The organism is Snodgrassella alvi (assembly GCF_002777745.1).
GTDB classification, from domain to species: Bacteria; Pseudomonadota; Gammaproteobacteria; order Burkholderiales; family Neisseriaceae; genus Snodgrassella; species Snodgrassella alvi_D.
Genome location: NZ_MEIO01000023.1, coordinates 1 through 24870 on the forward strand (window position 1 = coordinate 1; position 24870 = coordinate 24870).

General features: G+C 45.2%; 21 protein-coding genes. 5 read left to right on the forward strand and 16 right to left on the reverse strand.

Annotated elements, in window-relative coordinates:
• From BHC51_RS12360 to BHC51_RS01055, 8 genes are all read right to left on the reverse strand, one after another.
• The coding region (locus tag BHC51_RS12360; RefSeq protein ID WP_445081785.1) for a YobI family P-loop NTPase at positions 1 to 2722 on the reverse strand (2722 nt) is incomplete at its 3' end.
• Positions 2723 to 2761: 39 nt separating this feature from the next.
• Positions 2762 to 3454 carry a JAB domain-containing protein gene (locus BHC51_RS01030; RefSeq protein WP_100153114.1) on the reverse strand — a complete coding sequence of 231 codons (693 nt, stop codon included), beginning with the start codon at positions 3452 to 3454 and terminating at the stop codon, positions 2762 to 2764.
• Between the two features lie 151 nt (positions 3455 to 3605).
• Positions 3606 to 3746 carry a hypothetical protein gene (locus BHC51_RS12610; RefSeq protein ID WP_180296394.1) on the reverse strand — a complete coding sequence of 47 codons (141 nt, stop codon included), beginning with the start codon at positions 3744 to 3746 and terminating at the stop codon, positions 3606 to 3608.
• Positions 3747 to 4450: 704 nt separating this feature from the next.
• Positions 4451 to 5116 carry an XRE family transcriptional regulator gene (locus tag BHC51_RS01035; RefSeq protein ID WP_100124030.1) on the reverse strand — a complete coding sequence of 222 codons (666 nt, stop codon included), beginning with the start codon at positions 5114 to 5116 and terminating at the stop codon, positions 4451 to 4453.
• 399 nt (positions 5117 to 5515) lie between these two features.
• Positions 5516 to 6811 carry a sulfate adenylyltransferase subunit 1 gene (locus BHC51_RS01040; RefSeq protein ID WP_100099202.1) on the reverse strand — a complete coding sequence of 432 codons (1296 nt, stop codon included), beginning with the start codon at positions 6809 to 6811 and terminating at the stop codon, positions 5516 to 5518.
• A gap of 7 nt (positions 6812 to 6818) precedes the next feature.
• Positions 6819 to 7421 carry an RBBP9/YdeN family alpha/beta hydrolase gene (locus BHC51_RS01045; protein WP_100153115.1) on the reverse strand — a complete coding sequence of 201 codons (603 nt, stop codon included), beginning with the start codon at positions 7419 to 7421 and terminating at the stop codon, positions 6819 to 6821.
• A complete protein-coding gene (gene cysD, locus BHC51_RS01050; RefSeq protein ID WP_100099204.1) occupies positions 7421 to 8335 on the reverse strand; it encodes a sulfate adenylyltransferase subunit CysD in 915 nt (304 codons plus the stop codon). Before cysD ends, BHC51_RS01045 begins: the two co-directional genes overlap by 1 nt.
• Positions 8336 to 8400: 65 nt before the next feature.
• Entirely contained in the window at positions 8401 to 9129 is a 729-nt protein-coding gene (locus BHC51_RS01055; RefSeq protein ID WP_373885675.1) for a phosphoadenylyl-sulfate reductase, read from the reverse strand.
• A gap of 254 nt (positions 9130 to 9383) precedes the next feature.
• Between BHC51_RS01055 and cysG the strand changes: the two genes are divergently transcribed.
• Positions 9384 to 10793: a siroheme synthase CysG gene (gene cysG / locus BHC51_RS01060; protein WP_100153117.1), complete on the forward strand. Its 1410-nt coding sequence runs from the start codon at positions 9384 to 9386 to the stop codon at positions 10791 to 10793.
• A gap of 74 nt (positions 10794 to 10867) precedes the next feature.
• Here the strand turns inward: cysG and bfr (BHC51_RS01065) are convergent, their stop codons facing one another.
• From bfr (BHC51_RS01065) to BHC51_RS01100, 8 genes are all read right to left on the reverse strand, one after another.
• Positions 10868 to 11341: a bacterioferritin gene (bfr, locus tag BHC51_RS01065; RefSeq protein ID WP_100099207.1), complete on the reverse strand. Its 474-nt coding sequence runs from the start codon at positions 11339 to 11341 to the stop codon at positions 10868 to 10870.
• Between the two features lie 10 nt (positions 11342 to 11351).
• Complete coding sequence (gene bfr, locus BHC51_RS01070) at positions 11352 to 11816, reverse strand: bacterioferritin (protein WP_100099208.1); 465 nt, start codon at positions 11814 to 11816, stop codon at positions 11352 to 11354.
• A 794-nt stretch (positions 11817 to 12610) separates the two neighbouring features.
• Positions 12611 to 13888: a F390 synthetase-related protein gene (locus BHC51_RS01075; protein ID WP_100153118.1), complete on the reverse strand. Its 1278-nt coding sequence runs from the start codon at positions 13886 to 13888 to the stop codon at positions 12611 to 12613.
• Positions 13885 to 14691: an MBL fold metallo-hydrolase gene (locus tag BHC51_RS01080; RefSeq protein ID WP_100153119.1), complete on the reverse strand. Its 807-nt coding sequence runs from the start codon at positions 14689 to 14691 to the stop codon at positions 13885 to 13887. The genes BHC51_RS01075 and BHC51_RS01080 overlap by 4 nt, the downstream gene beginning before the upstream one ends.
• Complete coding sequence (locus BHC51_RS01085) at positions 14684 to 15790, reverse strand: NAD-dependent epimerase/dehydratase family protein (RefSeq protein WP_218966360.1); 1107 nt, start codon at positions 15788 to 15790, stop codon at positions 14684 to 14686. Before BHC51_RS01085 ends, BHC51_RS01080 begins: the two co-directional genes overlap by 8 nt.
• Positions 15697 to 16704, reverse strand: a complete 1008-nt coding sequence (locus BHC51_RS01090; RefSeq protein WP_100153121.1) for a 3-oxoacyl-[acyl-carrier-protein] synthase III C-terminal domain-containing protein — start codon at positions 16702 to 16704, stop codon at positions 15697 to 15699. Before BHC51_RS01090 ends, BHC51_RS01085 begins: the two co-directional genes overlap by 94 nt.
• Positions 16705 to 17157: 453 nt before the next feature.
• Positions 17158 to 18051 carry an SDR family oxidoreductase gene (locus BHC51_RS01095; protein ID WP_100099213.1) on the reverse strand — a complete coding sequence of 298 codons (894 nt, stop codon included), beginning with the start codon at positions 18049 to 18051 and terminating at the stop codon, positions 17158 to 17160.
• A 237-nt stretch (positions 18052 to 18288) separates the two neighbouring features.
• The gene (locus BHC51_RS01100) at positions 18289 to 19665 is read right to left on the reverse strand and encodes an OmpP1/FadL family transporter (protein ID WP_180296395.1); all 1377 of its coding nucleotides are present in this window, start codon (positions 19663 to 19665) and stop codon (positions 18289 to 18291) included.
• A 749-nt stretch (positions 19666 to 20414) separates the two neighbouring features.
• Between BHC51_RS01100 and BHC51_RS01105 the strand changes: the two genes are divergently transcribed.
• The 4 genes from BHC51_RS01105 to BHC51_RS01120 all read left to right on the forward strand — a co-directional run bounded on the left by BHC51_RS01105 (position 20415) and on the right by BHC51_RS01120 (position 24853).
• Positions 20415 to 20912 carry a hypothetical protein gene (locus BHC51_RS01105; RefSeq protein ID WP_100124039.1) on the forward strand — a complete coding sequence of 166 codons (498 nt, stop codon included), beginning with the start codon at positions 20415 to 20417 and terminating at the stop codon, positions 20910 to 20912.
• Positions 20913 to 21026: 114 nt separating this feature from the next.
• Positions 21027 to 22106, forward strand: a complete 1080-nt coding sequence (apbC, locus tag BHC51_RS01110) for an iron-sulfur cluster carrier protein ApbC (protein WP_100153122.1) — start codon at positions 21027 to 21029, stop codon at positions 22104 to 22106.
• Positions 22107 to 22262: 156 nt separating this feature from the next.
• Positions 22263 to 23993 carry a biotin--[acetyl-CoA-carboxylase] ligase gene (locus BHC51_RS01115; RefSeq protein ID WP_100153123.1) on the forward strand — a complete coding sequence of 577 codons (1731 nt, stop codon included), beginning with the start codon at positions 22263 to 22265 and terminating at the stop codon, positions 23991 to 23993.
• Positions 23975 to 24853 carry a hypothetical protein gene (locus BHC51_RS01120; protein ID WP_180296396.1) on the forward strand — a complete coding sequence of 293 codons (879 nt, stop codon included), beginning with the start codon at positions 23975 to 23977 and terminating at the stop codon, positions 24851 to 24853. Before BHC51_RS01115 ends, BHC51_RS01120 begins: the two co-directional genes overlap by 19 nt.
• The last annotated feature ends 17 nt before the right edge of the window (positions 24854 to 24870 follow it).

Consider the following 24870-nt stretch of genomic DNA (forward strand, 5'->3'; position numbering starts at 1 on the left):
CTTCTTTTGCTCGTGCTTCTTGTGCCTGCGCTCGTGCTTCTAGTCCTTGTGTTAGTGCTTCTTGTACTTGTGCTTCTTGTGTTCGTGCGAATGCTTCTTGTGCTCGTGCTCGTGCTTCTTGTGCTCGTGCTCGTGCTCGTGCTTCTTGTACTTGTGCTTCTCGTGCTTGTGCTTCTCGTGTTCGTGCTTCTTGTGTTCGTGCTAATGCTTCTTGTGCTAGCGCTCGTGCTTCTTGTGCTCGTGCTCGTGCTTCTTGTGCTCGTGCTCGTGCTTCTTGTGCTAGTACTTCTTTTGCTCGTGCTTCTAGTCTTTGTACTTCTTGTGCTAGTGTTTGTGTTTGTGCTAGTGTTCGTGCTTCTTGTGCTTGTGCTTGTGCTTGTGCTTGTGCTAGTGTTTCTTGTGCTTGTGCTCGTGCTTCTTGTGCTTGTGCTCGTGCTTCTTGTGCTTGTGCTCGTGCTTCTTGTGCTTGTGCTCGTGCTCGTGCTTCTTGTGCTTGTGCTCGTGCTTCTTGTACTAGCTCATATTTTACTTGTATTTGTGGCAGTACTATTTTTATTTTCATTTTTTGTAATAGTATTTCTACTTGTATTTGTGATAGTGTTTGTGCTTGCAATGATACTAATGTTATTGTTTCTTTTATCAGTAAAGAATAATATCTTGCTAAATATTTATTGAAAAACTGAACTTGGTTATTATGAAGTAGCTGTAATGGTCTGATAAACAGTGATAAATTGTTTAGTTGATCTACTTTTCTGGTTATTAAAATATAATCCAGCAAAGAATAATTTAAAACAGAATCGTAATTAAAGTAAGCAGCCTTATCTGCTGTTAATCTTTTAAGCACTAGTTCTGGTTTTGTTAATTCAAGCTTCCAGTCGTCTTCGTCAGTCAATCTACTTTCATAAATATTGCGCAGAAATAATGTATCGTTTCGAGGTAGTCCGTGTTCATTATAAGCACTGGTATTGTCACTATAATATTCATCGATATAGCCTTGAATAATCAGTACCCGCAAAAGTGGAAAATAACATGAAAATGACAGTTTTTCATACTCTGCCTTATATTCTGGCTGTTTTGTTTTTTCCTTTATATGCTTTTCAAATAACTCTTCAATTTGAATACCTTCGTTTTGTTTTATTTCAATAAATTCCGTGATTTTGTTCGGAAGTTTTAGCCGCTTTTTTTCTTCTATTAATTTTTGCTCGGCTTCACGTGCGGATGATTTATCTCTTCCCCCTGACTGAACATCTTGTTTTAAATGATTAATTTTATCATCAATCTTCTGAATTTCTTCTTGGCAATACTCTTTTTTTTGTTTTTCTAATGAATCAATAATACGGTGAACAACGCCTTGACCGTTTCCTAATCGGGTTAAGGAGAAATCAGCCGGAAACATATTTTTATATACAATAATAGCAAGTAAGTTTTCATGCTTAAACTCATTGTCATTATGCGCTATTTTGGTTTTATAAATTATATATTCGTTACAAATATTTTTGATTAGTCGTATATCATCCAGATATAAGGAGAGGGTATCTAAAAATGTGGTTGAAAAATCTTTGCGAATATTTCTTGTTTTAAAAATTTGTTCTATTTTACCCAATGAATTGGCGTTATCCATTACAGGAACAATGGGTAAAATATAATCAAAAAATTTGGTACGGTCTTTGGATTCAAATATTTCATCTTTAATTAAATAGAGAAATTTAATTGGCTTTAGATTGTTTTTACTGTGTTTCTTCTTATAGGTAAAATTCAGCTCTTTTAATTTATTAAGTATCAGATTATCATCATAACGATCAATATCTTCAAAAACGATATAATCTAATTGTGATTTGCTTAAAAGATAAATAATCTCATCTAGATATTTATCGAAATAAGAAACTTCATTTTTCGATGATGAAATATTAATCTCATTCTCAAATACCTTCAGTTTACTAATTGGACTTTTACGGATTTGCAGGTCAATTGCTTTGTAAATTACACTTACAGTAAAACAAAAACACACTAATATTATTATTAAAACCAGAGTATGCCATACACTTTGCAGATTGGTTAGACAAGCTTTATCAAAAAAAGTTATACCGAATATAAGAACCGAAATGATCACAGCCCAGATTATATTTTTCCATGTTATCGGTTCACATTTTATTGCAAAAGTGGTATACGGGATTTTTTTTGGATCAATTTGATGAATTAGTTGGTTTATAATTTTTTTTTCTATTATTAATTCATCTTCAAGGATTAAGTTATTATCTTGCTTTTGTCTTTTGATTTTTGATTCTAATGCGGGCGAAAAATAGGCAAGTGAAATATAGATGCCTTTAAGTTTGTAATGCTTATTCACATAGGTTTTAATTACGCTGCTTTTGCCTGAGGCATAAGGCCCAGTAATGGCTATATTACGTAAATCATCTTCTTTAAATATGAAATCAAGGGCTTGAGTATAGCCTTGCATTTCGGTTTCTGACAGGTTTGTAGGTGTGAGTGTTTCAAAGGTAAGTTGCTTTGGGGACTTTTTGTTTTGAGACGCTTTGCTTTGAGACGCTTTGCTTTGAGACGCTTTGCTTTGAGACTCTTTGCTTTGAGACTCTTTGCTTTGAGACTCTTTGCTTTGAGACTCTTTGCTTTGAGACTCTTTGCTTTGAGACTCTTTGCTTTGGGACTCTTTGTTCGCGGTCTCTTGAGTTGATGAGTCTTTGTTATCGTCTGTTTGTTCCATTCTATATGCCTTATTATGCTTTTATTTATAAATGTAATGTTATTTTAGGTTAATGATTTTCTCAACTGCTTTTGGGGTGATTTCTAAAATATTGGCAATATCTTCAATGGATACACCTTTTTCCAATAAAACATTAATCAATGCTTTTTTCTCGGAATCAGCTTTTTCTTTTATCTCTTTTGCTTTTTGCCTTGCTGTTTGGGTCTTACTCTTTTCAACCGCTAATTGTTCTTTGGCGATTTTCTTTTCTTCTTTGCGTATTCGTTCAACCACTTGGTAAGGCGGGACGTATTTAATGCTTTGTTCGAGCTCTTCCATCAGTCTGGTGGTGCGAAAGCTGATGTAGCTTCTGGGGGTGATAATCAGGTGGTCGGTAAGCTCGATATTTAAGATACGGGCTACTTGGATTAAGCGGTCGGTGGTGTCTTTATCTTCTTCAGAAGGGGTTAGCGAACCGGATGGATGGTTATGTACGATAATCACGCGTGATGCATTTTTCATTACGGCTACGCGAAATACGTTCATGGGCTCGATGTTGACTGCTTTATAAGTGCCGAGGGCAATCAGTTCGATATACAGGATATAACCGCGCAGATTCATGCCGATGATCCAAAAATGTTCTTTTTCTTGGTCAATTTTGTTTTCACGCAATAATACGCGCTGCATGATGCTGTATACGTCGTCTGTGCTTTCGATATAGCGTTTGTCATGCTTGGCCAGTTTAATATCCATCCTATCACCTTGAAAATTAAATCAAATAAGAATATAGCATATTCCGTTTGTATTAAGCAGTAGTTGTTTGATACTGATAATTCGCGTTGATAAAGAGTGTTTGATTAATCTGCGCCAGCTATGCATCATTATTCTAAACGTTGCTAATTTATCATATCGCTTGATGTTGCAATGGCAATGAATCTACTTTTGATGAAAATCCAAGGCTGTGTACATGGTCATAAAAAACAATAACAATCAGTTTGCCAATGCTCAATAAGGGCTGATTTGTCGCTTGGGCAATGGCGGTCATTAGCTACTGGCTTTGTGAATACGCTGATTCTAGTCTTTTCTGTTCTGGTTATACGTTACTCTGCAATCAATATGCTTTTATGGGCAATAAAGCCAATTTGTTGGTAGGTTAATCTGATGGAATCACGGTAATTGCCCTCCTCTTCTTTTCTCGCTTGGTGATAAGTTTACATTACCTCTGAAAAAGTTGTATAAATTTTGTAGTCGATTGGTTGTTTGTGCGGATAAATGCGGCTAAGTTAGTACACTTGATAATAGCTGATATGCGGTTTTGCAGACAAAAGGCTGTGTTTTATATTATGTGGTGAGGGATAAGGCGATTTTTTTCATATAAGAAAGGTGTATCTGTAGGTATGTTTAATCAGGTTATACTGGCTTTGTTGGCGGTAGCTGGTATGTTAGGGGACGCTCAAGGCTGGCAGGATACTGGCAGGATTTATGTTTGGCTTTGATGTGATATCGGACAAGAATATGCTTATATCTTTTTGATTATCATTAAGATATTGGCTGTATATGCAATACTCAGGCAATCTGTATTTTGCTGTTCAAAGCTTGCGCTGTGCCAGTGCATTCGGTGATGAGTGCTGTGGTTTGTATAATTCTACTATGGCTGTTTTACCCAACCAGACCCGATAGAACTTAGCGGGGGCATGAATCTTTATAAGAATCTGGCTGGTTGCAATGTTATGTGACGCTCAAGCTATTTTATAACTCTACTGCGTAATAGAATACACGACCAAGTATAACTATATCACTAACTGATACGCTCTCATCATAATACTCTGTTTTATTGTACGCATGAAGGCGTACTTTTTGGTGAGGCATGGAGTACAGTTTTCTGACGCGAAACAGGTGATTCTGTTTAATCAGATACAGATTGCCATCAATGATGCTGGTACGGTTTAAATCCACGGCAAAAACTGTCCCATGCGGCATGATGGGTTCCATGCTGTTATCATCCACGGGAAAGCACGCTACCATATCAGGGCTGATTTTTTTGCGTTCCAGTAGTTCGGTATTTAGGCCGAATTTTTTACAATGCAGTCTGTGCTGCTGCTGTTCTGAATGTATGTAGCCGGCCATGTCAATTGAGGGATACAGACACACTGGTGTCTCATCCTGATTATACGAGGCATTATTGATTTCGGCAGGCATATCGGAAGTCTGTGCAGGAACGGGACTACCACGACCTTCGCGCAGCCAGGTTAAGCTGACACCCAGTATGTTGGCCAATATATCCAGATTTTTGGGTTCGTAATGGCCATTTTCCCATTTGAATACTGCGGTTTTGGAAACACCCATTTTATCTGCCACCTGTTGCTGTGACAAAGCGATACGCTGCCGCGCCTGTTTGATTCGAGCGCTTAACATCTGTTATCTCCGGATAAAAAAAAGACAATAATGTTAACTTAATTTGTGTTATTTTTTGTTTATAGGAATAGTTATTTTCAATATATAAAATACGGCTGTTTATCCAACTATTCTCAATAACACTTATACCGTTCACTTTATATAATAATATTAAGGTGATAATCTGCTACTAAACTTCATAGCACGAGATAAATCATAGCAGCCCAACCTCTATTAAATTAATTTTTACATCATCTTTATCTATTTTTTACATAAAAACGCACTTTAAAGCTTTTATGTGTTGTTCTAAAGTCTATTTTGGCAACAATTTTTAATTGAATGTTTACATTTTATGTATGTTAGCAGGATAATTTTCTGTATCTGATTTTCAGGTTACAGTAATTACTCTTGGTTGCTGTTTTAAGCCAGTGAGACAATCATGCCGGCAGCTACGGTGTGATTGGTGGCTTCGTCAATCAGAATGAAGGCTCCGGTAGCCGGATTGGCGCTGTAGGTAGTTGCTACTACTGGTTTCTGAACGCTGAGCTGTACGCGACCGATGTCATTCTGTTGTAAGCTGTTGCTATTTTGACGATGATTCAGGCTCTGCACATCCAACAGGTAATCAATTTGTTTTATTTTGGCATAAACTGTCTGTGTGGTGTGTTTGAGCCAGTAGCGTCGTGCTGAATTCAATGGTTTGCTGTCAAACCAGCATATTGAAGCGCTGATATTTTTGACTGGCTGTAATGTGCTGTCTGCGGCAACGATGCTGTCGCCGCGTGATACATCTATATCATCAGCCAGTACTATGGTCATTACTGCTCTGGCCTGTGCCTGCTCTACCTGTCCGGCCGGTGTGTAAATGGCGGCAATGGTGCTGCTCTGTCCAGCCGGTTCTATGCGCACTCTGTCTCCCACCCGCAAGCAGCCCTGTTCCAGCCTTCCCTGATAACCGCGAAAATCATTAGTTCTGCTGCCATCCAGACGGGCAACTCGCTGTACTGGAAATAATGCTGGTGCAGCCAGAAGCTGGCTGCTGCGATTATCTACAGGTAAGCTTTCTAGCAGCGGTAACAGGGGCTGTCCCTGATACCATGGCATATGTGTGCTGGCTGTTACTATGTTGTCACCATTCAGGGCTGATATGGGTATGTAGTTTATATTGTGCAAATCCAGTGCTGTAGCCAGTTTATTATAGGCTCGTTTGATGGCGTTGAATTTTTCTTCGCTGTAATCAAGTAAATCCAGTTTGTTCACTGCCACTATGATGTGCGCTGTTCCAAGCAGTTTGAGGATGGCGCTGTGGCGGTGTGTTTGCGGTAATAGTTTGGGTGTTTGTTCGGTGTAATCCAGCCGGGTGGCGTCTATGAGGATTATGGCGGCATCGGCGGTGGAGGCTCCGGTGACCATGTTGCGGGTGTACTGTTCATGTCCGGGGGTATCCGCAATAATGAATTTGCGTGCCGGGGTGGCAAAATATCGGTAAGCTACGTCAATGGTAATGCCCTGTTCGCGCTCTGCCGCGAGCCCATCGGTGAGCTGGGCAAAATCAGGGACGCCATCGGCGGTGCGTTTGTGTTTGCTTTGATACAGTGATGCCACTTGATCGGCCAGTAAGGACTGGCTGTCAAACAGCAGGCGTCCTATCAGGGTAGATTTGCCATCATCCACGCTGCCGGCTGTAATAAAACGCAATACAGAATCGGTGTTCATTGGTGCCTCACTTTTTGGGGGTTTCTGCCTGCGCCAGCATTTGCTTCAGGCTCTGCCATGCAGGCGCTAATTTATTGAATCCGTCCTGAGTCATCAGGTGGCCGCCAGACGGGACATAATCGATGCTGCTATGTAATGTATGGGCGATAGTGTTGCTCGCCTGTTGCGGGACATAATAGTCATTGGTGGAAATGATGCTGTGCACTGACATGCTGATGTGCTGTAAAGCGGTAAAATCCGGCTGGCTGGCATTGATGTAATTATCCAGTACGGGCAATGCCGGCAGGTGTGTGGCAAAACCCGCTGCTAATATCAGTCCACCCAGTTGCGCTGGCTGATGCCGGCTGAGAAACCGCAGTAAGGTGATGACGCCGAGGCTGTGGCCAATCAGAAAGGTGTTTGTTTCGGGCTGTCCTATTATTTCATCCAGTGTTTGCTGCCAAGCTGCGGCCTGTGGGTTGTCTGGATTGGGCATAGCCGGCAGGGTTACTGTGGCTCCGGCGGTTCGTGCCTGTGTGGCCAGCCAGTCAAACCAGTTATCATGCGGGCTGCTCTGAAAGCCGTGCACTATAAATATATGCGGTGGCTGTAAGGTTTGTGTATCAGTCATCAGAAATAACCTGCTTTCTTGCGTTCTTCCATTGCGGCTTCTGATACTTGGTCATCCATACGGGTAGCGTTGCGCTCGGAAATTGTGGTTTGTGCGGTTTCGGCGATAATCTCTGCTGCTGTTGCGGCCTCGCTGGCTACGGGGCAGGTACAGGAGATATCGCCTACGGTACGAAACCGTACGCTGCGTATTACGCTTACTTCACTCTCTTTTTTCGGGGTCAGTTTGGTTACTGGTACGAGCATATTGTTGCGCTCTACTACTTCTCGCTGATGTGCATAGTAAATCTCTGGTAAGGCAAGCTGTTCACGTGCGATGTATTGCCAGATATCCAGTTCCGTCCAGTTGGAAATGGGGAATACGCGCATGTTTTCACCCGGATGCAGGCGGGTATTGTATAAATCCCATAATTCCGGACGCTGATTTTTGGGATCCCACTGTCCAAATTCATCTCGGAATGAGAAAATCCGTTCTTTGGCGCGGGCTTTTTCTTCATCGCGCCGCGCTCCGCCCATTAGTGCATCAAAGCCATTGGCTTCGATTGTTTCCAGCAGGGTGATGGCCTGTGCGGCATTGCGTGAATCGGTAGCACGGCGCAAGGTAACGCTGCCGCGGCTGATGGAATCTTCTACGCTGCCAACTATGAGTTTTGCCCCCAATCTGTGCACGGTGGTATCGCGAAAGGCGATGACTTCGGGGTAATTGTGTCCGGTATCGATATGCACTAGTGTAAGTGGTAATTGCAGGCTATGCCCCGGAATCTGAAATGCTTTTACGGCCAGTGCCAGCAACACTACTGAATCCTTGCCACCGGAAAACAGTAATGCGGGATTGCGCGCTTCGGCCACGACTTCACGGATAATATAAATAGATTCGGCTTCCAGCCAGTCCAGATGTTTGTCTTGAATACTCATGATATTTCCGTTATGGTCGCGGAGCATGTCTGTCATGCTGCATGCAACCGTGGGTTGATTTCTGTTTATTTATGCAAACCACATTCTTTACTATCCTGATTTTCCCACCACCAGCGTCCGGCACGAATGTTTTCTCCGGCTTTTACTGGGCGGGTACATGGTTCACAGCCTATGCTTGGGTAGCCTTGCCGGTAGAGCTGGTTCACTGGTAGCTGCTGCGTCTCGGCATACGCCCATACTTCGGTTTCCAGCCAGTCGGCCAATGGGTTGTATTTGGCCATGCTATGTGTCTGATCCTGCTCTGCCAATGCTAATGCTGTACGTGTAGCTGACTGTTCACGTCTCTGTCCGGTTATCCATGCATCGGCATTGCTCAGGGCGCGGCCAAGCGGTTCTATTTTGCGGATATGGCAGCACTCACGCCGCAAGGCAACGCTGTCATAAAAAGCCTGTTTGCCATGAGCTGCTATATAAGCATTAATCGCTGCTTCATCTGGCCGGTATTCGTCAATGCGGATTCTCCAATGCTGGCAGGCGGTACTCAGCAGTTTCTGTGTTTCGCTATTGAGTGCTCCGGTATTGAGGGTAAATATTTCAATCGGCAGCTGCTCGCGCACAATCATATCGGTAATGACCATGTCTTCAACCGCCAGACTGGAGGCAAATTTTATGTGGTGATGCTGCCGTACGATCTGTTGTAATCGTGTTTGTAACTCGGCAATCAGAGCCGGCAGGCGTTTGGTGGCAGTCGCATCATGCGGTGGTGTCCACAGGCGGGGGCGCAACATGATTATCACTATCCTGAATGCACAAACTGTTAATGACGGCAATGGTTTAATGAGATCACCGTCTGTATGTTATGGATAGTAACAAGCGCAGCCAGCGGCAAGGAAAGAATAAAAATTTCTTTCTTTATAACTAAATTTCCTGTCTGTGCATGGGCTACTCACAGATATAACTGTCAACGCTTTGGTTAGAAAAAATGCTTATTTTTCAGCAGGGCACTGACGCTTATAAGATAGGGTGCTAAAAACTACGATAAGTCAGTATGAATCACTACCCGATATTTATTCATTTACATCAGCGTAAGGTGTTACTGGTGGGCGGCGGTCAAGTAGCCGAACGCAAAGCTTGTGCGCTGTTACAGGCTGGCGCACTGCTACAGGTGGTTGCGCAGCAGACCAGTATCCAGTTTAAAGAGTGGTTCGCTGCACAACAGGCGGTATACGTGGGCACGGAATTCAGTCCTGATTTATTAGATGGTGTTTTTCTGGTAATTGCAGCAACCAGCGACTCTGCTCTGAATCAGCGTATTTTTCAGGCTGCGGAAGCCGCGGCTATATTCTGCAATTGTGTCGACCAGCCGGCTTGTTGTTCTTTTATTGTACCGGCACTGATCGACCGCAGTCCGATACAGGTAGCGGTGAGTAGTGGCGGTCACGCGCCGGTACTGGCGCGCCTGATTCGCCAGCAGTTTGAAGTCTTGCTGCCGTTTTCTCTAGGACGGGTGGCCACGGTAGCCGGACGTTGGCGCAAACAGGTGAAAACTGCTTTGCAGCATATTAATGAGCGGCGGCGTTTCTGGGAGCATTTGTTTCAGCATAGTTGCTTTGGTCAGTATATTGCCAGCGGCGATGAAGCGGCAGCAGAAACTTTGTTGCAGCAACAATTAACTCAACACCAGCCGCTGCCACAAGGCGAAGTGGCGCTTGTCGGTGCTGGGCCGGGTGATGCCGGCTTGCTGACTCTGCATGCGCTACAGGCTATGCAGGCAGCGGATGTGGTGTTATACGATGCACTGGTATCAGCAGAAGTGTTGGAGCTGGTGCGCCGCGATGCTTTAAAAATCAGTGTGGGTAAACGTTGCGGACTCCATCAGGTACAACAGCAGCAAACCAATGAGCTGCTGGTAGAGTGGGCGCGACAGGGTAAACGTGTGGTACGCCTTAAAGGTGGTGATCCGTTTGTCTTCGGCCGTGGCGGTGAAGAGTGTGCGGTACTACGGGCGGCCAGTATTCCTTTCCGCGTTATTCCCGGTATCAGTGCGGGTCTGGGAGCGACTGCCTATGCGGGTATCCCGCTTACTCATCGCGATTATGCTCAGAGTGTCTTGTTTATTACTGGTCATCAGCAGTTAGCCGGTCAGGCATATGGCTGGCAGACTTTGGCTTGCGCCCGGCAAACTCTGGTGATTTATATGGGAACACTGCAAGCAGGGGAAATCAGCCGCCAGTTGATTGCCCACGGACGGGCTGCCAGTACGCCGGTGGCGATTATTTCGCATGGTACTCAGGCCAGTCAATGTGTATTAATCGGTGAATTGCACCAACTGGCAGCACTGGCTCAGCAGGCAGCTACGCCGGCATTGATGGTGATTGGGGAAGTGGTGCAGTTGCGGCAGCAATTGGCTTGGTTTCAGCCAAGCGGTAATTCTGTTGCCGATGTCGCAGCAGCTTAGCTGCAAGCTGATCGCAGGAATAAAAAAACAGCACGTGTGCTGACGTGCTGTGTTTGTTTTCTGCGCTACCTGTATCAATCTGCCTGTGCCGCTTTCTGGGCATAATTGGCTAAGCCAATTTCTTCAATCAAGTCTAATTGTGTGCCCAGCCAGTCTAGATATTCTTCGTTTACCGCTTTTTGCTGCTCCAGCAAATCGCGTGATACGAAATCGAGCTGGCTTTCACATACGGCTATCGCATCGGCCAGCGCAATGTGCTTGGCCTGCTCTGCCTGCTGGTCACACTGCAAAATCTCGGTAATGTTTTCGCCAACAAGAATCTTGCCATATTCCTGCAAGTTGGGCAGTCCTTCCAGCAGCAGAATGCGCTCAATCAATGCATCTGCACTTTTCATATCGCGAATCGAATGTTTATATAAGGTTTCACCTAGTTTGGCAAAGCCCCAGTTACGTAGTATTCGTGCATGTAAAAAATACTGATTAATGGATACTAGCAATAAACCCAGATTTTTATTTAGTGCCTGTAAGGCCAATCGATCACCCTGCATATTGTTCTCCTTACAACTGGCTTTGCAGATAGTTTGGCAAACCCATTATTTCAATCTGGCGTAATTGTTGTTCCAACCAGTGAGCATGGTCTTCTTCGGTATCTTTGAGTTGTGCCACCAGAAATTGCCGGGTTACATAATCCTGTTCTTGTTCACACAGTTTAATCGCATCTTTTAGGTTCTGGCGTACACTTAGCTCGGTAGCTAGATCATTTTTCAGCATACTTACTACATCGGTACCCACGTTGATTGCATCTGGTACCATTTCCGGCTTGCCATTGAGCATCAGAATACGGTGAATAAACTGGTGGGCATGGTCGGTTTCTTCCTGCATTTCATGATCTATACGCTGAAAAAGCTGCATATAGCCCATATCCTCATATATGCGCGAATGTGCAAAATACTGGTCACGCGCGGCCAGCTCTCCTGCCAGTAAGCGATTTAAACAATCCAGTACAACTTTTTTGCCTTCCATGTTTGCTTCCTTTTTTGCTCAAAACTGTCCTGTCAGCATAGCCAGACAGTTGTGATTAATTATTAAACGGTCGTTGATAATCCGGCCTGATTCTGAAACTGCCAGCACCAGATAAACCATTTAAAAATAAAATTATGCCATTAGCTTTTATATTCATACTGCGTCCACTGTATCTGTCAGCAGATTAAGCGTATATTTGCTTCACAGTAGTATATGCAAGGGGGATAAATATTCCGCAGCGGTATTTTGTGCAGTTATGGATTGCAAGCTTAAATTAACCTGCAATCTTGCTCCTCGCTAAATTGCTGTATTAATACGTAATGCTTTCAATATAATCATCAATACAGCCATTTGAACTTATCATAACATTAAATTTGATGACTTTTTTTAATCTAAATAAAACTGATTTTCATAATAATTTATTTAAAAATTCAAATTTTTACCTAAATATTTAATAAAAACATAGCACTATAATAATAATGGTTCTCACCATTTATTAGAGTGGTTTCATTAGCCTGCGTTAAGGTGCATATTTAGATAAAATTTATATAAATTAACCTTTATTTACTATATAAACCAACACCAGCAAGGCAATATTATTACATGATCATTAAGAAGTTATGGCAGAGAAAATATAATTATTCGCATTTATTGCGTTATTAAGGCTACACCAACTAATCATATATTTTGGTCATATTTATTTTTGATATAAATGTTATTGGTACAAGAAATTAAAATAATAAAATAATTTTTGTAACCAGAATAAGGCAGCTTATCCGGCTTTGGGAATAGATTTATGTGCGCATTCGGACAATACGGCGACGCTTGGCATCAAATTGCGGCAAAATAGGTGTTGACTGTACCTGCCAGTGGATTTTTTCCAATGCAATATCATGCTTCTGAAATAAATCAATTAACTGTTGACGGCAATTCTCTAATACTGGTAAATCACAATCACCCAGCAATTGTAGCTGATTGCCGCGCTGAATAAAGCGGTAATCAGCCACTGCTGGCAAAGCATTGGCAATCACCCGCCGGCATAAATCCGCAAATACCCGTTGGACGCTGCCATCACGCGCAGGTAATGCTAGCTGGTCATCACAGCGTCCTTCAATGCGATCCAGTGCCATCGTTACTTTACCGCAGCGGCAGGGTTTCTGGCGCGCCACCAGAATATCATCCAAACGGTAACGCACAATTGGTTGAGTGGTGCGGCTAAAATCAGTAATCAGCGGTACAAAGCGTTCTTCATCCAACCATTGCGGTTCAACATAAATAAATTCTTCATTCAGATGCAAAGTACCATACTGACAGCTCGCCGCCAGAAATCCTTCTGTTGCCTGATAGACCTCTCCTACATCAGCAAACACCTGCTGCAATAACAATTTGTCCTGTGGTTCTAACACTTCCGCTCCGGAAATCACTTTTTTCACCCGCAGGTTTAATTGTCCGCACTGCACCGCTTGAGCCAGCGCACATAGCACCTGCGCCGGTCCTACCACAATAGTCGGCTGTAATTGCTGCAAACGCGGTAAATGCTCAGCGAAAGGGCTGAACAAATCGAAAAAGGTCAGGCTGAGCCAGCGATTATTTACTGTCTGATATAAATTATTATCTGCGCGCAGAAACAAGGCTATCCGCTCTCCGGCGAAAATACTCTCCGGCAGCATTTTCGCCAGCATCATGCCAGCCCAGTGCTGCTGCTCGCGTTCGCTCACCACAAATACACCGCGCCGGCCAGATGTACCGGTGGACAGACCAACGCTGTATCGTCCCACTTTAGGCGTAAAATCACGCTCAGTCTCACTACGCTGTGCACAGGCCAGCAATTCATCCACATTTAGCCCAGCAGTATTCATGCGGTTGAAATTATCCATCATGACTGCCTTGTCCATTAGCGGCCACTCAGTCAGCGGTAATGCACTTACAGGCTTAAAATACGGGCTTTTTGCCAGTACCTGCCGGCAGAATCGCTGCAACTGTCGCTGCTGGTAATGTTCTAACTGCTGGCGATCAGTAAAATGTAACTGGCGTGCCCGCCAGTAATACCACATCGTCATTAATGTATTCATAAATCACCTTCATGGCTCAGATGAATAGTGGCCGCACCGCCCTGATGTAATTGTTGTAAGGCTTGCAGGGTAGCCAAATAGGCACGCGGATTATCCATAATCACATTAGCCAGCTTCAGTGGCGGCCGCATCTGCTGATAATTCAGGTGAGACCAAGCTGCGTCGCTGGCCAGCAGTACCCAGCCATTATCTGTAGCCACAAAAGCACCAAGCTGACCCACGGCATGACCCGGCAGCGGCACAAGCACTATTTCCCCATTACTCTCTGGCAAGGCATAACCATACTGAAAAGGAGCCAGCTGCGCCGGTAGTGCTTGCACTGGAAACGTTTCTACAAATTGCACTTGGCTTTCAAAACCATCTGGTATCAGCCCGGGCACAAAAGCCTGCTTTAGTGCTGCCATTCCGCGCAGCGGGCGCAATTGCTGCCAGCCTTGACCCGAGCAAATCATGCGACAGTTGCTGAAATCGCGTAAGCCGGCAATATGATCGGCATGAAAATGTGATATCAGTACAGCCGTAATATCTGCCGCCGTCATACCCCGCTGCTGCAATTGTGCCAGTATCGCCTGCTGCGGGCTGAAATAGGTAGGTGTTACCCAGCGATAGAGACGATATATGCCTTGTTTGGTATAGTCATCGAAATAGCTGGCATAGCCGGTATCCCACAACCAGTAACGTCCGTGCGCACTCAGCAGATAGACGAGAGCTGGAAATTTACATTTGCGCATGGGTGCGCCACGCAAAGCTACACAACCCAGATGAGTACAGTAACCGCTATCTAAACTCAGAATTTCAGCCATGTCTGGATATACCTTGTTGGCGCAACCATTGTGCCGTTATTTCAAATGCTTGTACTAGACTGTACTGTGGCTGATAACCCAGTTCACTGATGGCACGGCTATTATCCAATGTCATATCATAATACAGCGCACCAATGCCATAACGTGTCCATAATGGTTCTTTGCCCGTCAGCTTCGCCACCCCTTCCAACAGCGCAGCCACGCTATAGGCAAGCGGATAGGGCACGTCACGTATCTGATAATGCCAGCCCAGTTGCTCAGTCAGTAATTGCTGCAACATATCCACCAGATGCTGTGGCTGCTGATTAGTAATATTGTAAATTCGCCCCGACGCCAGTCCGGCAGTAGTGGTAGCCAGCATCATTGCCTGCACTACATTTAGTACAAAGGTCAAGTCCAGCAGTGCCTTGCCTCCACCGGGCAGGCGTAATTGCTGCTGCCCATCCTGCAACTGATTCAAAATCCGCGGCAAAATCACTCTGTCATGAGGACCAAACAAGCCACGCGGGCGCAGAATGGTATAGATTGTCTCCGGAAAGCGAGGTAATAACTTTAATATTTCCTGCTCGGCAGCATGTTTACTGGCGGCATAAGAATTTACAAAACGTTTGGGACAATATTCTTCACTAAGCTGATAATGCGGCCGGTAGTCAAAATACACCGCCGGGGTAGAAATATGCACAAAACACGCTACGCCAACTGTTCCGGCAGCCTGTGCCAGCTTGCGTGTGGCCACTACATTCGCCTGATAGAATTCTGCCCAGTTCCCCCAAGGTGAGGACTTAGCAGCACAATGCCAGACGGCCTCACAGCCATGCATTAACTGTTCACACTGCTCAAGACTAGCTTGCCCCAGATCCAGCGCAGTAAATGATGCCTGATACTGTTGCAGCCATTGTGCAGCTGCCTGATTACGACCGGTGGCATGCACCTGATGCCCTTGTTGTAATAAATATTCCGCCGCATTACGTCCTAGCCCACTGGTGGCTCCTGTAACCAGTATTTTCATGGCAACAGCACCATGCCCCCAAGTGTCAGACCGGCCGCTGTGCCAAACAGCATAACCGGTTTGCCTGCATGCACCTGACCCGTCGTCCATGCTTCATGCATTACTGAAGGAATGGATGCGGCCACCTGATTACCGCGATAACGGTAAATATCTACATACTGATCTGGCCTGATACGCAGCTGTTTACAAATGTGTTTGATCGCCAAATGGCTGGCCTGATGCATCAATACACAATCCACTTGCGGCATACTCAAACCGGCCTGCTGTAATAAGCGCTCGGCAAAGCTTTCAATCAGTGTTGTGGCCAGTCTGAATAACTGCTTGCCTTTCATATCAAATAGAAAATCACTGTCTTCCATCCCTACCCGCAGATTGCGTCGTGTGCCTCCAGCACGTATCTCACATAAATCCAGCCCTTCAGGATAGGTTTCCAGCAAAAAAGACAAAATGCCACTACTGCCGTCGCCTTTTTCTACAATCGCACAAGCCGCACCATCGCCAAAGATCAGTGCAGATTCTTCATCATCCCAATTAAGCCCCCGCGAAGCCAGATCAGCAGAAACAATAGCAATGCGCCGGTATACTCCCTGATTAAGCAGACAGGCCGCCATTTCCAGCGCAGTCATAAAGCCTACGCAGCTATTATTGATATCAAAACTGGCGATGTTCTGTGGTAAATCGCTGACTTTTAGAATATGCGCGGCGGTATACGGTAAAGCCTGAGTACCAATTGCGGCAGCAGAAATCAGCAGGTCAATAGAGTCCGGTGCAATTTGCTGGCGTTGCAGTGCATCAGACAGCGCCATGGCTGCCAGCTGTGCCTGACTAACATCATCGGTAATGTGAAAACGGTGCTCAATACCCGAACGTCGCTGCACATAACCATCAGGCTTGTTAAAACGCCTGTCTAACTCAGATGATGTCACACATCTTGCTGGTATAGCTGCACCGGTAGACAGAATTTTTAATGGTATTGTTGCGCGTATTGAATTTGAGGCAGTCATACGTTCTCCCATATATTAATATATTAATAGTCACCGTGTGAAATTAATAATACAAATCAATACGATCCAGCGTCTATAAGATTCTGCTCAGAAAATTTGATACAGCACAAGCATTAACCAGAAAACCAATTATTCTAAAAATGCTAAGGCAGCAATTTATAATCATATTAAATAAAGATAGTATAAAAATACTAATCTAACAGATAAATTTATATTTAATTACAATAATGTACATTTCAGACTAACAATATAAAACATAAATTCACCGATATAATATAAATATCAAATATAAATTTACATATAAATTAGCATATGCATAAAAACAACGAATTATGGAAAATGGTTGAAATCAATAAAAATCCGTACTGGAACTCATTTCTCCAGCTGGTACACGACCAGTGCGGAAAAAAAGTTCCAGTACGGATTAATATGAATTACAGACGGATTATTAACTTATAATACGATACCGCCGGTAACTCCATATACCTGTGCTGACACATAGCTGGAATCATCAGACATTAAGAAAACATAAGTAGAAGCAAGCTCAGCAGGCTGACCGGCGCGGCCAAGTATTGATTCACTCTGACCAAATTTCGGAATGGCTTCAGGAGGCTGGCCACCGGTAATTTCCAAAGCTGTCCAGATTGGGCCCGGTGCCACAGAATTTACTCGAATGCCTTTCTCGGCCACCTGTTTAGCCAAGGCCTGAGTAAAGGCCACAATCGCAGCTTTAGTTGCAGCATAATCTACCAAGTTAGGACTGGGCTGATAAGCCTGTACAGAGCTGGTGGTAACAATGGTTGCACCAGCAGGCAAATGAGGCATAGCAGCTTGAATTATCCAGAACAAGGAAAACACATTAATTTCAAATGTTTTTTTCAACTGTTCCGTAGTGATATCACAGAAGCGCGCTACAGCAGTCTGTTTACCGGCAGCAAAACTCAGACCATCTAGTCCGCCCAGCTCCGTATAAGCTTTTTCAACCAGCTGTTTGCAAAAATTCTCATCACTCAAATCACCGGGAATGCACACCACTTTTCGACCGGCTTCCTGCACCAACGCCGCAACCTGCTTAGCGTCTTCCTCTTCAGCCGGCAAATAGTTAAGCGCCAAATCTGCGCCTTCACGGGCATAGGCAATAGCTGCGGCTCGACCAATACCTGAATCGGCACCGGTAACCAAAATTTTGCGGCCACTCAAACGACCATGACCCTGATAGCTTTTTTCGCCACAATCCGGTACCGGATCCATCCTGCTTTGCAGGCCCGGTGCAGGCTGATGCTGTTTAGAAAAATCCTGATGGTAATACTTGGTTCGTGGATCTTGTAAACCTTCTTGATGCTTCATAATACATCTCCTTGTTTAACAATGCTTTATCCAGATGGAACAGCAAAACCATCATACGACAGATTATTATGCGAGCAAAGAAAATCCCCTGTAATTTATGTCAACATTGTAGTTAAAATTTATTAATCTCAATGGTTTAGTTATTTATATACAAATTATGACTAAAAATAACCCAGACAGACTGAATACTAAACAGATTTATCCATATCCAACATAAACAGTCCGCCCGGATAAATCTTAGAAACGGTGCGTGTACGAAACACCAGCAATATGTGCATGGGAATGATAATCTGCCTCACCTCGTACATTACTTGAAACATGTACACCCTGATCCTGCTGATTCATATGTGTATGCTGAATATGCAGATAAGCATATGATACAGCTACAGTATCTTTTCTATTCACATCATATTTGGCACCAGCACCAAACAGCCAGCGATTGCCATCAGGAATCGTAGACAGGCGCGTAGACGAACTGCGCACCGGCGATTGGTCATAATTCACTCCGAAACGCCACTGCAAGCGCGGATTCTGCTGGTAAGAAGCTCCCACACCCACCGCATAGGTATCACGCCAGTTGGTGGCAATATGCGTGGTATTCGAAATAGCTCCATGAACTGGGTCAATCTCTTTGTCATGCTCAAAGTTAATATCCAGCTCATGCAGGCGCGAAGAGCGCGTCCAGCTCACATTACCAAACACATTCCACTGCGGATTCACTTTCCACATACCATGTACCGACACTACTTCCGGCGTAGTAATCTGCACCTCAGCACTTTCCAGAGCCTTAAAGCCAAGCTGCTCAAACAGCGGTGTATGATTTTTCGTATAACTGCCCATAGACTGCCAGCGTGCGGTACCATGCAGATGCTGGTTAATTTTGGAACGATAGCTGACACCTGCCCGCACATTATCATTAATATCCCACAACCAACCAGCATTGAAACCATAACCCCAGTCATTACCTTTTACCGTAGCGCGCGCATCAAATGCTCCCGGCGCTTTCTGGTGTAATGCAGCCTGCGGAATTCCAGACATTGCACTGGCCGCCGGCGTAAAATCAGCATATTTCTGCACTTCTGTATGTAGATACTGCGCAATCAGCCCCACACCAACTGAATGCCTGTCATTGATTTTATAAGCAACAACCGGATTAATATCCAGCGCTTTCACATTGGTTTTATTCACGTTATAACGCAGCACCGAGTCAGAACTATCATTGGTTCTGGCCGCATACGGTATATATACGCCCAGCCCCATACCCCATTTATCATTCAGACGGTGGGAAAAATACAGTTGTGGAACTAGCTGAGCTGTATTGGCAATATTATCGCGCTCAGGTCCCTGCACAGCAGAACCATCCGTAAACGTACCGCGGGCATTACGGTATTTAATATCTGGTTTAATTAAAAACAGATTAGTATCAATCTGTGTACCATCCAGATTTACCAACCCCGCTGGGTTATTCACAATAGTTGCCGCATCCGCAGCCTCAGCAGCCGCAGCATTACCAGTAGCTACCGCCGTTACAGACTGTAAACCTAAATGATATCCAGAAGCATATACAGGAGAAGTAATCGTTGCAGCACTGATAAGCACAGTGCTTATTTTCATCACAGCAGGAAAACATCTTGTCATCGTGTCTTTTCTCAAAGGCAGAAAATAAAAAAAGACCTTATTAAAGGCCTAAAAACATATAAAAATATTCAATAAGAATTGAAAATAAACTAAATTTGAGTGTTTATTCTAACTCAAAAAAAACAAAATTTGCCGTTTACCACTCTTACAATTATTCAACTAAATTAAATTCCTGATATCTAAATAAAATTATTTTTCACCACAAAAGCATAAAAATTCAGCATAATACCCAAGCAAAAAAAATTAAAATCATTTTTTTCAATATTATATATATAGCAAATAAATTATACCTACAGATTAAAATCAAACTACAATAATCTTTAACCGATCCGAATTGAAAAACAAATATATACAACACAATTTACAGCTCAGACGTTCCTACCAGCTCACAAACCATAAATATCCAGAACAGAAATACCGCCACAAAATAATTATAAGAAGGTTCATTACAGCCATATATCAGAATCTCATCACCGCACCAACCCTGTGTTTTCCCGACTTTGCAATCATTAATCATTTTTTATACAGCAATTTCGGCACATAATGACAGCCAATACAATGCAGTGTTTTACCGCACATATTTTCCAGTTTCAAACTGCAAACACAGCAAATCAACTGTAATTTCAGCAAATTTTACCGGAAACATCTATTTGACAACCATTTACAGCAGCCAATACCAATGGTTACACTGTCACACTATTATTGGTTCTCATGGTTACACAACAATGTTTCAACGACTGAAACGTACCTGGCCGTTATTGCTGTTATGGCTGGATCTGATTTACAGTTTCATCCTGAATATTGTTGCCAGCGTCTCACTGCAACAAACACCGGCACCGCAAAACAGTTTACCACTATCTCCAGATATTGCTTTTAGCTGGCTACAGGTAATCACTAATGGCGGCATGATACTTACCCTCAGCTTAGCCTTCTATATCCTGCTACAACTCAATCGAGCCGTGCAACAGCATAAAGACTGGCCGATGACACCGGCAAGAATTGCCGCCCTGCTGATTGTACTGGCGTTCAGCCTGCCCGCCTGGTGGCACTGGTTATGGGCATTATGGGCATTGGCTCATGGTCAGGCCGTAGTCGAGTGGCACAATCTGCATTACCTCATAGTTTCGATACTGTTACTGTATCCGGCCTACCTATGCCTGCGTTTACTCTGGATTCGATACCGGCAACGCAACAGCATGAATGCTTCCGATAGCTCCGTCTAGCCTGCTGCTACCCGGCACCATCCTGATTATCCGGCACTGCCTGAGGCAAACACTGGCCGCAGGCCAATATAGGGTAAAATATGCGTCAAAAATACAGTCGCGGATTTAACTTACATGAACACACAATCCATTACCACCCTACTCAACCGCATCACCATCCCAGCCAGTAACCGTACTCTGGGCAGTGAAAAAGCCGTGAGTAACGTGACCATCGCCAGCGATGGCATTCATCTTGAGCTTACCTTTCCCTATCCGGTTGCACACCTCATTAACGAACTGCAACAGCACATTGATCAGGCCATCACTGCCGAATTTGGCGATACTCCCTTATTTGTGCAGGTACAACTGGCCATAGGCAGACACAAAGTACAGCCCGGCGTACAGACCATTGCCGGCGTGAAAAACATCATCGCCATAGCCTCAGGCAAAGGCGGTGTGGGCAAATCCACCACCAGCGCCAATCTAGCAGTGGCTTTAAGCCGTATGGGCGCACGCGTAGGCGTACTTGATGCCGATATTTACGGCCCCAGCCAGCCCACCATGCTGGGCGTGGCCGGACAGGAACCGCGCCAGCATGAAGGTAAAATGATTCCAGTAATGGCTGCCGGCGAAATTCAAGTGATGTCAGTAGGCTTTTTAGTCGATACCGATCAGGCTGTTATCTGGCGCGGCCCGATGGTAAGTCAGGCCTTACAGCAGCTACTGTTTCAAAGCCAGTGGGACGATGTAGATTACCTCATTATCGATTTACCCCCCGGCACCGGTGATATCCAGCTAACACTGGCACAGAAAATTCCAGTTACCGGTGCCGTAGTAGTCACTACCCCGCAGGATGTGGCTCTGATTGATGCACGCAAAGCAGTGAATATGTTCCAGAAAGTCAATATTCCTATTTTCGGCGTGCTCGAAAACATGTCCATGCATATCTGTTCTCACTGTGGCCATACCGAATCCATTTTCGGACAGGATGGCGGTAAAGAATTGGCAGCCAGACTCGGCGTGCCCCTGCTGGGACAACTACCATTAACACTGGCCGTACGTGAAGCCATGGATAGCGGTACCGCCTGCATACTTGCACAACAGCACCCACAAATCGCTAACCTATACGAACAGGCAGCTTGGAAGCTGGTGCAGGCGCTGGCAGATCAGGGCAAAGACTACAGCCAGCGCTTTCCTAAAATAGTAGTTGAGTAAGCTCAGACAGATACATTTCCCAAACCATGCGATAATAATGTCAACGGTTGCGACTACACAGCCGTTGACACATTCTGCCCGCACCCGGCATACAGCAGAACCTGTAACACCGAATTAACCCATTGTTATCTATAATAACTATGGTGATGCCATTTTATGAACACACCGTTTTGGCCTTTAGTGGCCCTGCTTGCTGACGGTCTGGCACATGATGTCCAGACACTGGCAAACACCTTGAATAAAAAAATCCCCCAGCTCAATGCAGCTTGGCAGGATATGCCTGCTCATATCCAGAATCTGTTGCGCCAGCAGAATGGTGTCTGGCAGCTCACCAAAACCTTAGCACTGATACCTGAACACATCTTCAATAATTGTGCCTGCCAGTATGGTTTTAACCCCCGCCTGCTCGTACAAACCACCTCCACCAACACCATCCTGCTGGAACAAGTACGCCACTTACCTGCTGATACACCACCACAAATCTGTCTGGCCTATGAACAGACTGCGGGCCGTGGTCGGCAGGACAAAGCATGGAAAAACCGCATCGGCGAATGCCTGATGTTCAGCCTGAGCTGGTCATTCCTGCGTCCACAGGCAGAGCTGGGTGGTCTGGCACTGGTTGTGGCACTGGCCGTAGCACAAACCTTACGCGAGCTTGGTGTAGCGGCACAAATCAAATGGCCGAATGACCTGATGCTGGATAACAGCAAGCTTGGTGGCATCCTGATTGAAACCATACCACGACAGAAACAACAAACCACTGCTGTCATCGGTATCGGCTTAAACTTCAGCATACCCGACCAAATAGGTACAGCCACTGCCATCCAGTCACTACTGCCGCAGGCACAAGTAACACAGATTTTTCAGGGCATTCTGGCCCGACTGGCACAATACCTGCCTCGCTTCAATCAGAATGGACTTAACCCCTTTCTAGCCGATTACAACAGCCTGCATCGAGATCAGGGAAAAATGGTACACCTGTTAGCCGACGGCAGCAGCATTGCCGAAGGTACAGTCAGCGGAATTGCTGCTTCCGGCGCCCTGCTGCTGCAAACTGCCAGCGGTGAACGCAGCTTTGTCACCGGCGAAATCAGCCTGCGTCCGGGTGCAGCACAGAACCAGCTCAAAGAGGCTGGCAGCAAACGTTACCTGCTACTGGACGCCGGCAACAGCAAACTCAAATGGGCCTGGGTGGAAAACGGCTGCATACTCAGCTATGGCAAAGCAGCCTATTACGACCTGCAACCATTAACACAGGACTGGGCACAACATGGCACCGGCGTACAGCGGATTATCGGCTGCGCTGTTTGTGGCAAAGCACGCCAACAGCAAATCGCCAATATTCTGCCCAGTCCAGTGACATGGCTGCCTTCCATGCCAGAAGCGCTCGGCATCTATAATCATTACCGCAATCCAGCCGAACATGGCGCCGACCGCTGGTTTAACGTGATTGGCAGCCGGCGTTATAGTCGTCATGCCTGCGTCGTGGTAAGCTGTGGTACAGCCGTCACAGTAGATGCACTTACCGATGACAATCATTATCTGGGTGGCAGCATTCTGCCGGGATTTCATTTAATGAAAGAAGCATTATCCAGACGTACAGCCAACCTCAACCGTCCACTGGGCAAGCCCTATGCCTTTGCCACCACCACCCCAAACGCCATGGCCAGCGGCATCATGGATGCAGTCTGTGGCGCCATCGTACTAATGCATGCCCGCCTACAACAGAAAGCCGGTGCCGGCAAACCTGTGGACATCATTATTACCGGCGGCGGTGCCAATAAAGTAGCTCAGGCACTACCTAATACATTTGTCTTAGACAACCGCATTGAAATTGTGGATAATTTAGTGATTTACGGTTTACTCAATTGGGTCGAATACGCATGAAATGGCTGTTTGCAATCTTGGTAGCATTAAATATTATTGTTTTTGGCAGCATGATAGCTGGTAAATTGGTGCATGGTACCTCTGCCTCACCCGCTGCGGTCAGCGCTGCAAGCTACACTCCTGAAGCTCCCGCACCAGCTAGTCCGGATATCAGCGTACGCCGTACAGATGAAGCAGTAGTCAGCAGCAGTGAGCCTGCTCCTAAAGCCGCCAGCAAAATCGATATCGCCGCTGCCAACAAACCCAAAACAAACAATCCCGACAACGCCGACAAACCGGCCACAAACACATCTACATCTACATCTGCAACCACGCCTACCCCTACAACTACAACTGCCCCCACTCCCGTCACCAATACCTGTACCGCCACAGTCACCTTGCCAGAAGATGATTTCCACCGCATCAAAGGCTTACTTAATCACTGGCCGTTTACCACTAGCCGCTTCATCGAACAGGCTAACAGCTCCGCCAAACCACGTCGGACACCTACACCCACCCGTTACATGGTGGCACTCTCCTCAAGTGGCGACAGCAATACGCGTACCCGCCTACAGGAACATGGCTTTGACTACGGCATCAATCAAGGCAAAGTCAGCCTCGGTGTATTCAACCGGCGTGAAGACGCAGAAAGCCTGATGGCGCGCGCCAAAATGCAGGGATTCAGTGATGCCTTCATCACCACGCTGGGTGGCAGCAGTAGCGACAACGACAGTGACAACGACAACCACACAGACAGCAGTACCATCAGCATTGCCAAAATGCGTGTTGTATTTAGCGGTGTAGACAATTCTGCCATGCATGACATCAATGCCATTACCGGCCGTTACGGTCGAATGCAGCGTAGCGGTAACTGCCATTAAGCCAGCGAATACCCTTG